The organism is Clostridium sp. DL-VIII (assembly GCF_000230835.1).
In the GTDB taxonomy this organism is placed as follows: domain Bacteria; phylum Bacillota; class Clostridia; order Clostridiales; family Clostridiaceae; genus Clostridium.
In genome coordinates this window covers 3,559,034-3,571,820 of the sequence record NZ_CM001240.1, presented here as the reverse complement: position 1 = coordinate 3,571,820, position 12,787 = coordinate 3,559,034, and the positions used below count along the sequence as shown (strand labels likewise).

Here is a 12,787-nt window from a genome sequence, read left to right as displayed (position 1 = left end):
ACATATATGAGATACTTTTCTTTTACTAAATAGCTTACTACTAAAGAAGTATTTAATTCATATGGCCACTATAAATCATGGCTTTCTATTTTATCAAAAGAAGAGGCTAGAAAAACTGATTTATCTGAGGTCTAGCCTCTGTAACACTCCAACTTCTTTAAGTTGGAGCTAACAGCGGCACGACCCTAGATAAGTTCAACTAAGATTCCGATTTGGATACCCCACCAGAATCAAGTTTCACTTGATATTATCACGAGAAATACCAGTATTTTTTAGATTACCTGCAAACTGAATGGGATTAGCAGCATATTGCCTGCTTGCTCCTGTTTACAAATCCATATATGAAAGGATGAATCTAATGACATTTACAACATGGCTTATAAAAGAAAAAGGCTTTTCTTCACTGGAACAATACAATTCACTTGTAAATAAATTGCCTTACGAAAGTCGAAGAAAATTAGTTCTATACTATAAAATAGAGTATAATCATTTCCTTGATACAAGGCATATACAACTTGAAATTGAAATAAAATAATCCTGAAGAGGTCATCTCCAGAATTACTTTATTTTCGTAAGAATATTAATTAAGTATAATCAAATCCTATTTATCAATTGTATGGCAAAACTTCAGAAGAAATCTAGAACAAAAGCAAAATTAAAATATCCACAAAATGTGGAATCAACTACTAAAATTGTAGGAAGAGCCTCCATTGTTTTTGGGGTAAATACTAAGCTCCATAGAAAATAAATGTTGTCAATGGGTGAGCGCATATCAAATTTCCTTTTACAATATTTATTTCCTATTGGTATAATTGTTCTCCCCCAAAACAGCATTGCACTTATACAATAATATTCTACATTATTCAAACTCATAATCGCACTTTTTAGATTAGCTCTTTTAGTTTATGGCAAAAATTTATATTAGAGGTGTTTAAATTGATATACTTTATAAAAAGCCATGCACTTACGAATTTAAGAAATAAACTTTTAATTCTATATATACTTAATGTTACAGATATAATATTTACTCTTTTTCTTTTAAACACTGGTTTCTATATGGAAGCAAATGCTTTAATGTCTAACACTGTAAAAAGCTATATAGCTAGCTTTTTCTTAAAAATTCTATTGCCAGCAATTCTTTTTATAATTTTATTTTTTAGAATGAAAAAAGCAACAGATAAACAGCTTATGTTATCTAATATTTTTATTACCGGTGCTGTTATATTATATATATTAATAAACATTTTCCATATTGTTTGGGTTGCTATATTGCCTATTTTTATTTTCAGCTAATCTAAGACAATTTAATTAACATCTATAGTATTCATTCATCATAACTCAAACAAAAAAGAATGATCTACTAGGGTGAATAGACCATTCTGAATACTAGATATTTATATATAATAAGGGATAAATAATGTTTAACTACTTTATACTTATATATTACTAAATCATTATGTCAGTAATATGGCAATATATAATTCTCTTTATCCTCACCCTGTCTTAGAATGACGTATTAAAAAAATCGTAAATTCAATCTCTTGAATAATACGATTTTACAATTTGCTATTTATTTTTATTGATTCATGATATAAGAACATTACGAATTACCTCAACGATAAATTTGAATTTATCTAACTAATTAATATCTATTTCACTACATTAATAAAGCACATTTATATATCTTAAATTTAATTGAATTTTAATCTACATTTTTATTATCATTATCAAAATTATTAGATTTATCAAAAGAATAGAATCTATAATACATTTCTCTAAAACTTCTTCCGGTGAGCAATTCAAATAAGTTACCTAAAAATAAACCTAATATAATTCCAGGAGCCAAACTTGACACGTATGCAATAATTTCTATTCTGCTATTAGTATTTTCACAAAGCATGAGAACTGCCATAGCAAGAAAAATCTGTGTTATCAAAATACAAATAACAACTAAAACAAGAGTAAGTATAATTTTTTCTGTTTTCATATAAAACACCTCTATTCTTATTTTGATTCTATTTCCAATAATTTTATACGTTAGATATAACTTTTCAAATGTTCATCAAACAATTCTTTATTTAATAATATTGGTGTTATGGGCTCGCCATAAAAATCTTCTGTTTCTCCAATAACTTTACATCCAAATTTTATTAGCATATTTACAGTTACTTCTCTTGCCTCAATATATAACTCGTCCGTATATTGTCTAAAAATCTCTTTTAATGAATGGATAGCCATTTTTTGACCAAGACCTAAACCTCGCAGTCTCTTATCAATAGCAAATCTTCCCCATTTCCATTTATCTTTTTCTTTCCATGTTGCAACAACCCCAATAACATCTTCACCTACTCTTGCACACCACCAGATTGGTTTTAAATTAGCATCAATTGCAATTGATTCTGCTGGGATACCCTGCTCATTAGTAAATACTTCTGTTGCTAATTTTATTGCATCATCCATATAATTTTCTGGAATTTTTTCAATCAAAATTCTAGAATCATTCTTTCTAAGATTGTTTTTTAATGCAAGAATACGAAATACTTTAAATGCCCTAACAATATTGTCTATATCCTCGCTATCTCCTAAATCTAAAATTTCATTCATAAATGTATTTGCGTTATAATCCCCATCATTAATAGTTGTCAAACCCAATGGTAAAAGACAAATATCTTTCATTCTCTTATCATTTTCAGACTTTTTCAATTCTAAGTAATTTTTTGCTTCCATATTACTAACTATTCTACTAAGTGAAGCCTTATCAATACCAAGGTTTATCAACAATTCATTAAAAGGAGTCTTTCCGTTTTGCCTTAGGTAGTTTAATATGTGTGCTTGTGCAAGTGTCAAGCCTGAATTAAAGCAATTGTAATTTAATAAACCCAATTCCCTCACAATTAATCTTATCTCTTTTCTAATCATTTCCTCTTTATTCATACCGCGCCTCCAAATTTATTGATATTATCAACTATATTATCTCATTCTTATTTTTTTGTCAAGGCGGCTTTCAAAAATGGGTATGCACCTAGAAATTATAATTTGTCTATTACACAATTATTTACTATTGAAAACAAATGTTGTACAGGGGGCAGTTCAGAGCGTGCGAATTTCCCCTTTACAATATTTATTTTATATTGGTATAATTGCTCTCCCAAAAAACATTATTTTAAAAAAGCTCTATCATTACAATCTAAAAACAAAGCACCTATTTATTCTACTATATCTAACTTATTAAAATTCTCTTTATCAATAGAGCCTGTTTAAAACTTCCTTTTTGGTACTTTCATATACTATAAATTATCTAATTCTATAAATAAAGCGGATATTTCCTCGTATCTTGACAATGAAATGCATATCAGTTATGATTGCATAAACAAAAAGTTTATACTAATAGGAGTGTCACAATATGATAAATCAAATGAAAACATTTATTCAAGTTGCGGATAATGGCAGCTTTTCCAAGGCTGCCGAAAAGCTGTTTATTTCGCCGACAGCAGTGATAAAGCAAATAAATATATTGGAGTCAATCGTTGGTGTGCCTCTTTTGTATCGCACAAACCATGGTATACATTTATCAGAAGCTGGGAAGTCATTTTATCAAGACTCAAAGAAAATTTTGAATTACACCGCAGCTGCTATCTTACATGCACAGAAAACCGTACAAGAAAATACACACGTCATCCATTTGGGAACTTCTTTGCTGAGCCCGTGTAAGGTATTACTGGATATTTGGAATGAGATACGCGAACAATATCCGCAATTTAAAATAAAAATCGTCCCGTTTGAGGACGAGCCAGATGCTCAAAACGAAGCAACCCGCTATTTGGGAAAAAATTTTGACGTTTTCGTCGTTCCTAAAGTTATAGGGAACTGGATAGGGACCGTTCAGGCACTGAAGCTCGGTGAGTATCGTTTTTGTTTTGCGGTGTCAATCAGGCATCATTTATCGCAGAAGAAGGTACTTTCTTTGACAGATTTACATGGCGAGAAATTGATTATCACAAGACGCGGCACCAGTGGGTTGATCGACAGCATTCGTGATTTCATAATGACACATCACCCGGAAATTCAAATTATAGAAGGACCGCCCCACTATTCCATCGATGTATTTAACAGATGCGAGCAGGGAAATGAGATTCTACTCACGTTAGATGCCTGGGATTCCGTTCATCCGTCTTTGTTAACCATCCCCAGCGATTTGAATTTCGTCTGTCCATACGGGCTTCTTTATCCTGCAGAACCAACATCCGCAGTTCTTGAATTTATAAATATCCTTAAAACCGCTAAGTTTGAAGCCCTTAAATAAGTGTTATGAGCATTTTTATAAGACCAGCCCACAAGGGGATACTAATATGTTTCTTTCTTCAATGCAGCGAATGGTTCACGAATTAATAAGTTGCTATGGAAGTCTCCCGGTTGTGAATAGCTGGAAATCTGGACATCATATAATGCAGAAGTCCTTCAGGTACTCAACAATAACAAATTATTGTAAAAATGAGCCATATGATCAACCACATGGCTCATTTTTTAATTTCCGATAATCCGACAAAATGGTTCTAATGAATATGTTGCCAATCCCCTACTTTTGTAGCATCTTCTCGCCCAAGTCCCAAAGGCGTCGTGCCGAATCAGGGTCAATTGATGCCGATGTGATGTCCGAAGGAACATTCTGTGCAGTCACGGGAATCGGTTCGTCGTTCAACGCCGAGATATCGTTGTCCTTAAGGTATACTCCACCAATTTCCGCAAGTAGAGGGCTGGATGCTGCAAATACAATCGTGCTGGCACCCTGTTGGATATTTTTTTTGCCGTGTTCGGGATCAATAATGGGTTTTCCGTCCTCGCCGACAAGTCCCATTGCCCTAAGTGCTTCTTCGCCTACGGCGCTGTTTAGTGGCGTACCAACTATGACACCTGGATGAACCGCATAGGCGCGGATACCAAATTCTGCCCAGCGGCGGTCAAGCTCCACTGCTAACAAAACTACCGCCCTTTTCGACTGAGCGTAAGCTACATCTCGGTTATAGCCAGTGGTGAAGTTTGGATCGTCCCAGCGTATTTCCGCAAACCGCTGAGCGCCAGACGAAACATTGACAATACGAGCGCCATGCGCATCCCTGAGTGCAGGAAACAATTCCAATGAGAGCTGAAAATGTCCCAAATAGTTTGTCGAGAACTGACTTTCGTAGCCACGAGCATCAACTACCCGTTCGGCAGGCCCAGGAAGGCCGGCACAATTAATTAGGATGTGGAGTGGCCTGTTCGAATCAATCCACCGTGCGGCGAATGATTTAATCGACAAAGGATCCATGAGGTCGAGCTGGCTAATCTCGACTCTCTCAATCCCTTTCAGCGATGCGGCAGCACGCTCTGGATACCGACTACCCACGGTGACGGAGGCCCCTGCCTCGCTTAACACTCGAGTCGCCTCCAGACCGAGGCCACTATGCCCTCCTGTGATGATAATGTTTTTGCCAGAAAGATCAATACCTGCAAGAACCTCGCTTGCGGTTGATGAGGCAGTAAATCCAGTTCCAATAGGCTGTTGTTTAGTAGTCATATAATATACTGCTACTTAAAATATGGACAAATATACCCATATCGAGATTTTTCCTTAATTACTTGTTTGCGGATATTTTGTCTAGTAGCTTCTCCTTTCTTTTTATTTCTTAATTTTAAACTTTCATATTTCCTTGAAAGCTTTCTTTGTTCTCATTTTAATTTCTTTACTAATTTTCTTACTGTTTTAGTTTCATTAATATTTTCAAATGGTTTATCAATTAGAACCACAATCATCATCAATAAAGAGCTTTTCATTAAGATGAAGCCGGTTCCCAGGTCTGGAATCTACTATCTTTTATGGGACATATATCACAAACCATCTGTCTTCTTTAGCAATCTTGCACCTTTTTCTATTCATGTGTACTGTTTAAATCCGAAGGAATTAGCTAATTATAAGAATTCCTTTAATTCTTTAGATAAAAATCATGGTATTGACTCAGTTGTCATTGCTGACTTTGCACGCGTTGGGCGTATCAACATTCAACCCTGGCGAGTTTCACAGTATCTGGCTCTTCAAAGGCTAACACACCATAGATTACATATTACAGAGTATATCGCCAGAAAAAAGACCTGGATTTGCGGATAGACCTTTTTTATTATTCAGCGCCTCCTTCCTCACTAAAATTATTATACAGTTCCATCCCCTAGCATTGAAGTACATATCTGTTATAACCGCTAAAACTAAAAGTTTATGCAGAAGGGCATATTTGTTGCTGCATGTTCACAAGCATTTCATTTCGGAAGATAAAGGTAATTCCTTCAGGTATGATAATAGATTGGCGTTGCGTATTATTAGAACAGAAAGTGCAATATTTGCTCCAAAAATTTTCATTTAGTTTGAAAATACATTTGATGCTGAAACAAATCTAGAAATATGCTTACTATTTAATAGTTCAAAACGCTGATCCAAGAAAATCAGTTTTCGCTTTAGGATACCGATTTTAACATAATTATAGATAATTACAGTCTGTATTGTATTTTATAGGAGGTTTTATTATGAATCACAACCACATGGATCAAAAATTTTTAAGCAAAATTGCCTTTTTAGATAGTAGGCAAAGGAAAAAGGACTTACTAATATTGAATTAATGCAAGGTTTTATTGAAAACTTAAGTATTGAAGATCACAGTATTGATTTTGTTATGGCATCCTTAATACTCCACGAAGTAAGTTCACTGACAAAAGCACTGTCAAATATATTTAATGTACTAAAATCAGGAGGACACCCGTTATGTCTGGAGTATCAAAAGGACGACCAAATAGTGGAAGGACCTCCAATGTCCATTCGTATTGGATCAAAGGAACTTGAGAAAGCATTGTCATCAATTGGCTTTAAAATTGTGAAAAAGACTAAAATTAATGATGCTGTATATACTGTACTCGCAGTTAAAAAGTAGATAGTTTTAGCTGCTGATTTTTTAAAACAATTATGGATAATTACAGTCTACATTGTATTTTATAAAATCTTATACCTTCTCAGCATTGTAGGACATAAAGCTAAGTAAAAAGGAGAAATGAATTATGGAAACAAAAAAAACAGGAAAAATCGATGAACTGGAACAAAAACCAATTGGAATACTGCTGGCACAGTATTCTATTCCTACTATACTTAGATTGATTGTGAATTCACTATATCAGATAGTTGATCGAATTTATATCGGCCATATAGAAGGGATTGGAGCGTTAGCTTTAACCGGTATAGGGTATACGATGCCAATATCGACAATCATTCTGGCAATAACGGCCTTAATTGCCGTTGGTGCCAGTTCAAGCATATCTATTCGACTTGGAGAAAGGCAAAAAGAGGCGGCAGAGAAAACGGCAGGAAATGCCTTCACTTATGTTACCATTATTAGTTTGATAATCACCGTTATGTTTTTTATCTTTAAGCAACAAATTTTTGGATTGCTTGGTATCACAGGCGAATCCCGTCCTTATGCTGACAGCTTTATTTCAATCATAGTCTTAGGAACCATTTTTAATATGTTCAGCTTCGCATTACCGACCCTCATAAGGGCCGATGGACGACCAACTTTATCTGCCGTAATTACATTGACCGGGTGTATTGTAAATTCATTTTAGATACAATTTTGATATTAGGCTTGCACATTGGAATTGCCGGTACAGCAATTGCTAGCGTCATATCTTAGGGTGTTGTTACCTCAATTGGTTTTGGATATTTTATAAGCAGGAAGGCATATTTAAGACTGTCAAGAGCCATGTTTCGCCCAGTTCTATCAATACTCAAATCAATTATAAAAATAGGGATTGTTCCTTTTACTAACCAGCTTTCAATAAGCATTGCGCAACTGGTGGAAAATTACTCACTGGCACTACATGGGGGAGAATTGTCCGTAGGTGCGATGACTGCGATAAATTCTATTCTAGTGATATTTTTAATGCCTATACACGGTGTCGGGCAAGGTTTACAACCAATTGCAGGATTTAACTTTGCAAAAAAAAATTATAGTAGAACATTTACCGTATTTAAGATAGCATTAGCATGGAATGCGGTAATCTTATTGGTCGGACTTATTCTGATTCAAATATTTCCACATTTTTGGGCTTCCCTTTTTATCAACGACCCATCTTTGGTCCCACTTACTTTGGATGGCTTGCGTAAATTCACTATTCTATTACCCTTGGCTACCGTTGTTCCGACTAGTCTGGGTTTCATGATGATGACAGGCAATGAGAAAAGCTCCATATTTCTAAGCATTTTTTATCAAATAGGTTTATTCGCAGTTATGATTTATTCACTGCCACTAATCCTTGGTATGGACGGACTTTGGTACTCGCGGCCTATAACGGATATCATTGGCAGCGCTTTGACACTATTCCTGTTTATACGTGGATATAGCTCCGTTATCCATAAAATGAGAACGGATCAGGTAGAATAGGTGTATGTCATAAACACCAAATTTAAACTATTAGCCTAGCAATGATATGTGACATTGGAAGGTACCATGTCACGTTTGAAATAGTAATATTTCAATTTACTCATACCGCAAGCCTTTAACCTAAGTCACTTCCTCTCTATTCTCGCAACAGCCCCAGTCGGAAAACAAATTATTATTTGGATCTGAATATCACATTAACATTTATATACATTAGATTATGAGCTTATTATTTTTTTTACTATTAACAAGGGAAAATACAAGGGAAAATTTAAAAAAGACTAAATTTCCTCTTGTATTTTTCCCCATAAAAAGCTACATTATTTCTTCAATAGAAGATACATTTTCAATGGTATGAAGCTTCAAAATATATTCTGAATGGTCAATTTTCTTATCCAATGTTAAAGTCATTGATAGACCAATAATGTGTCTGTCCATTTCATTTGATTTCCTAACTTCTATATTTGAAATTTTAGTTCCATCAGATTTTACAACATCAAGAAAGTTCGTAACACCAGATATATCCTTGAGTTCAGCATATACATCTAATATTTTAGAATGAGTTCTTGAGTATAGATCTAATTTATGAAGTACTGTTAACACACCAAATAAAAATACACAGGATATAATAGCACCTTCATAAAAGCCTATGCCTATAGCAAGCCCCATACATGCACATGACCATAGACCTGCTGCCGTAGTAAGTCCTTTAATTTCATTTCTTCCAACTACAATAATTGTTCCAGCACCTAAGAATCCAATCCCACTTATAACTTGTGCGCCCATTCTGCTGGCATCCCCAGCCATATGAAGAATATCAGTCATATATTGGCTTGTTATCATGACCATAGCTGCACCAATACACACTAGTATATGAGTTCTAAAACCTGCTGGTCTCTTCTTTCTTCCTCTTTCAGCTCCGAGAATTCCTCCGCAGATGGTAGCTAAAGTTAATCGTAAAATAATAGATGCTGTATTTACTTCCCTTAAATAAATGCTTAAATCATTCATAAAACTTATCATATAATCACCTGATTGTAATTTTTATAAAATCTCCTATTAGTTGCTATAGCTAAATAAATTCAAAATTTCATCTTCATCCAATGAATTTATAAAAGCTCCTACACCTAAATCATCTCCTAAAATTTTGCTTATCAATTCTCTTTTAGAATCTTGTAATTCAACTATTTTTTCTTCTATTGTACCACTTGCTATTAATTTAATAACTTCTACCACATGCTTTTGTCCAATTCTATGAGCTCTATCTGTAGCTTGATCTTCAACAGCTGGATTCCACCATGGATCAAAGTGTATTACAACATCAGCACTTGTTAAATTGAGCCCTGTACCTCCAGCTTTTAACGATACTAAAAATACTGTATTTTCTCCATTATTAAATTCTTCTACCATTTTCATTCTATTAATCGATGGAACTGCTCCATCTAAATAAGAGAACATGAAGTTCTTTTCTCTTAATATTCTACCTATATTTTTAAGAACAGATGTAAATTGAGAGAATACTAGTATTTTATGTCCCTCTCCTGCACTTTGTTCCAATAATTCAATAAGAGCATCTATTTTTCCACTTGTTCCTAAATAATTATCCATTGTAACTGAAGGATCTAGGCAGATTTGTCTTAACTTTGTTATATAAGATAAAATTTCAATTTTACTCTTAGTGAATTCAAAATCTTCTACTTTTTTCTGAATTAAATCTTTAACATAATTTGCATAAGTCTCATAAATTACTTTTTGCTCATCACTTAACGGTACTAATAATCTCTTTTCTATTTTATCTGGCAATTCCTTAATAACATTTTTCTTATATCTTCTTAATATGAATGGCTTCACAAGTCTATTTAATTCCTCTAATATTTCAGGGCCTTCTTCAAGTCTTCTATAATATCGTGTTGTAAACTTCTTTTCATTATATAAATATCCAGGCATTATAAAATCAAATATTGACCAAAGCTCCATCAGAGAATTTTCTATTGGAGTACCTGTAAGGGCAAACCTATTCTTCGCTTTAATATCTTTAACAGATTTGGCACTTAATGATGTCTGATTTTTTATATTTTGAGCTTCATCTAAAATACAATAATCAAATTCCATATCATATAACTCAATATCACGCCTTAATAAATTATAAGTTGTTAAAATCACATCATAGTTCTCATAATTTTTAATTAGTACTTCTCGGTCTTCTTTATTGCCATTTGATATTCCTATTTTCATTGATGGTGCAAATTTTTTAAATTCACTCTTCCAATTATAAATTAAAGAAGTAGGTGCTACTATTAGTGTTTTAGAATTTGATTTTGAAAGTAAAAGTGTTATTGTCTGAAGAGTTTTTCCAAGCCCCATTTCATCACTTAGTATTCCTCCAAAGTTCAAGTAATCCAGCGTTCTAAGCCAATTATATCCTTCCTTTTGATATTCTCTAAGCTTAGCTTGAAGTCCATGTGGCAGTTGAAATGTTTTTCCTTCTAAGTTTCCAAGCCTGTTTTTAAGTTCCTTAATTTCATCGCAGCTTTGTATAAATCTTAAGCCTTTTTCATCTAAATAATCTTCAAGATAAGCTCCTTTATTCATAGGTACATTAATTCTATTATTAACTAATTCTTCTTCTAAAAGCAGATTGTCCATTAATGTTAAGGCCTCTTTTATAGAGGCTTCTTCTAAATCTAAAAATTCTCCATTTTCAAGCTTATAATATCTTAAATTATCTCTAAAACTTCTAAGTATTTTTGCAGTTTCTTCTTCAGATATATCCGAAATATTAAATTCAAACTCAAAATAATTAAATTTTCCTTTTCTAACTTCACCTTTAAAGTCAGATTTACTTATATCTTTTATTCCTTTAAATCTTTCAGAATAGAAAACTTCTCCATATCTTTGAAGTTTTTCTACTTCATACTTAAAGAATTTAAAAGCATCCTCATCATCCCTTAGAAAATACAATTTTCCATTAACTTCTTCAAATCCGAGACTTTTTAATAGGCCAAATACTTCATGCTCTTTATTAGTATCTCTATAAATAATCTTTCCTTTATATTCTTCAAAATAATTAAATTCATGACCTTCATAAGATACTTTAAATATTAAAGCAATATCCTTATCTCTATCAAAATAGAATTTGAAATTGACTGGAGCAATAACTACTTTGTTTCGAATTTCTTTAGACAATGAAAAATTGCTTGTAACTTTTTGAATTGATGGTATTAATTCGTTTAATACTTTACTTTCTTTATTTTTATTGAAACTTATTTTATTTGTAGCCTTAAAAATTTTTAAATAAGGTGCTAATCTTTCACATTGTTCTACTGATGGAATATAAATAGAAGTTCCATATAAAAATACATCCTCATTTTGGGTTAAAGTCTCTGGCATACCACTTGCCGCCTCTAAAACTATAGCATCCTTTTGACTTTTTAAGCTAAGAGGAATAGGGATATCCTCTTCTATTACTTCTGACTCTAATATCCTATAGAAGAAACCATCACCTAAAAATATCCTATTCTTCTTCACAATATATAAAAATTCTTTGACCATCATGTCTGGAAGTGTTAAAAACTTGCCATCTATTAATTTATCTTGAGAACGCCTAAAATTTCTATCATGCTGCTCTAAGTTTTTTATGTTATTAATAAATTTTATTAATCTCTTATCCTCATAAGAAAAGCATTGTGTTTTTATATCAAAACTAAATTCCTTCCCATATTTTATTGGGACTCTATTATATAGAGCTATTAAAAATTGATTTATGTCTTTAATGATATACATCTTATTACTTCTGCTTTTCAATCCGATTTTAAATTCTACTTGAAGTTTTGAAGACCAATTATTTTTATTAATAGTAATCTCAAATTTAAGTTTATCCTTTCCAGTATCTCCTATAAGTACAGATAATAAATCTTCTCCATTATCCTTACTACTTTTAACTTTATTTTCTTTAAGATTATTTGTAATTCTATTTCTTAACTCTGCATCCTCATCAATATTTTGTAAGAATGTATAAAAAGCAGCTATTAGATGTTTGCAGCAATAATTATCTTTTAAGAATTCATTTTTTTCAAATTCCAAACAACTACAATGAGTACCTATAACTTCTTTTGTTATATTATCAATTTCAAGTTTACATGAATATTCACTTAGAAGGCTTTCTGATACTACATCAGAGCTAATCTTAATGTAGTCCTTATCCACATTAACATTTATCTCTCTTACCAGATCATTTTTTAATACTCTTTGACCTTTAATAAGAGCTGAATTTGATATATTTTTATTAAAACCTTCTAGCAATATTTGTTTTATCAATTTTACCACCTGCA

The 12,787-nt window shown here is 32.7% G+C and carries 12 protein-coding genes and 1 pseudogene; 7 read left to right on the top strand and 6 right to left on the bottom strand.

Annotated elements, in window-relative coordinates:
- Nucleotides 1–292 precede the first annotated feature (292 nt).
- Nucleotides 293–535: a hypothetical protein gene (locus tag CDLVIII_RS16445; protein WP_035301822.1), complete on the top strand. Its 243-nt coding sequence runs from the start codon at nucleotides 293–295 to the stop codon at nucleotides 533–535.
- A 521-nt stretch (nucleotides 536–1,056) separates the two neighbouring features.
- A complete protein-coding gene (locus CDLVIII_RS16435; RefSeq protein WP_242835750.1) occupies nucleotides 1,057–1,293 on the top strand; it encodes a DUF5658 family protein in 237 nt (78 codons plus the stop codon).
- A 409-nt stretch (nucleotides 1,294–1,702) separates the two neighbouring features.
- On the opposite strand, the gene CDLVIII_RS16430 is transcribed toward CDLVIII_RS16435, so the two are convergent.
- Both CDLVIII_RS16430 and CDLVIII_RS16425 read right to left on the bottom strand, forming a co-directional pair.
- Nucleotides 1,703–1,987 carry a hypothetical protein gene (locus CDLVIII_RS16430; protein WP_009170569.1) on the bottom strand — a complete coding sequence of 95 codons (285 nt, stop codon included), beginning with the start codon at nucleotides 1,985–1,987 and terminating at the stop codon, nucleotides 1,703–1,705.
- 50 nt (nucleotides 1,988–2,037) lie between these two features.
- Complete coding sequence (locus CDLVIII_RS16425; protein ID WP_009170568.1) at nucleotides 2,038–2,934, bottom strand: GNAT family N-acetyltransferase; 897 nt, start codon at nucleotides 2,932–2,934, stop codon at nucleotides 2,038–2,040.
- Between the two features lie 469 nt (nucleotides 2,935–3,403).
- Here CDLVIII_RS16425 and CDLVIII_RS16415 point away from each other — a divergent pair, with 469 nt between their 5' ends.
- Entirely contained in the window at nucleotides 3,404–4,303 is a 900-nt protein-coding gene (locus CDLVIII_RS16415) for a LysR family transcriptional regulator (RefSeq protein ID WP_009170567.1), read from the top strand.
- 273 nt (nucleotides 4,304–4,576) lie between these two features.
- On the opposite strand, the gene CDLVIII_RS16410 is transcribed toward CDLVIII_RS16415, so the two are convergent.
- Both CDLVIII_RS16410 and CDLVIII_RS32095 read right to left on the bottom strand, forming a co-directional pair.
- Complete coding sequence (locus CDLVIII_RS16410) at nucleotides 4,577–5,557, bottom strand: SDR family NAD(P)-dependent oxidoreductase (RefSeq protein WP_009170566.1); 981 nt, start codon at nucleotides 5,555–5,557, stop codon at nucleotides 4,577–4,579.
- A 53-nt stretch (nucleotides 5,558–5,610) separates the two neighbouring features.
- Nucleotides 5,611–5,766 (bottom strand): annotated as a pseudogene (locus CDLVIII_RS32095) (RNA-guided endonuclease TnpB family protein); the annotation flags it as partial.
- 52 nt (nucleotides 5,767–5,818) lie between these two features.
- Here CDLVIII_RS32095 and CDLVIII_RS29990 point away from each other — a divergent pair.
- The 4 genes from CDLVIII_RS29990 (at nucleotide 5,819) to CDLVIII_RS32085 (ending at nucleotide 8,459) form a co-directional block, all read left to right on the top strand.
- The gene (locus tag CDLVIII_RS29990) at nucleotides 5,819–6,145 is read left to right on the top strand and encodes a transposase (RefSeq protein WP_083825359.1); all 327 of its coding nucleotides are present in this window, start codon (nucleotides 5,819–5,821) and stop codon (nucleotides 6,143–6,145) included.
- Nucleotides 6,146–6,647: 502 nt separating this feature from the next.
- Entirely contained in the window at nucleotides 6,648–6,956 is a 309-nt protein-coding gene (locus CDLVIII_RS16405) for a methyltransferase domain-containing protein (protein ID WP_035301819.1), read from the top strand.
- Between the two features lie 124 nt (nucleotides 6,957–7,080).
- Entirely contained in the window at nucleotides 7,081–7,641 is a 561-nt protein-coding gene (locus CDLVIII_RS32090; RefSeq protein WP_242835749.1) for an MATE family efflux transporter, read from the top strand.
- A 137-nt stretch (nucleotides 7,642–7,778) separates the two neighbouring features.
- A complete protein-coding gene (locus CDLVIII_RS32085; RefSeq protein WP_242835748.1) occupies nucleotides 7,779–8,459 on the top strand; it encodes an MATE family efflux transporter in 681 nt (226 codons plus the stop codon).
- A 312-nt stretch (nucleotides 8,460–8,771) separates the two neighbouring features.
- Here the strand turns inward: CDLVIII_RS32085 and CDLVIII_RS16395 are convergent, their stop codons facing one another.
- Both CDLVIII_RS16395 and CDLVIII_RS16390 read right to left on the bottom strand, forming a co-directional pair.
- Nucleotides 8,772–9,479, bottom strand: a complete 708-nt coding sequence (locus tag CDLVIII_RS16395; RefSeq protein WP_009170565.1) for an MgtC/SapB family protein — start codon at nucleotides 9,477–9,479, stop codon at nucleotides 8,772–8,774.
- A gap of 36 nt (nucleotides 9,480–9,515) precedes the next feature.
- Entirely contained in the window at nucleotides 9,516–12,773 is a 3,258-nt protein-coding gene (locus CDLVIII_RS16390) for an SNF2 helicase associated domain-containing protein (protein ID WP_009170564.1), read from the bottom strand.
- Between the last annotated feature and the right edge of the window lie 14 nt (nucleotides 12,774–12,787).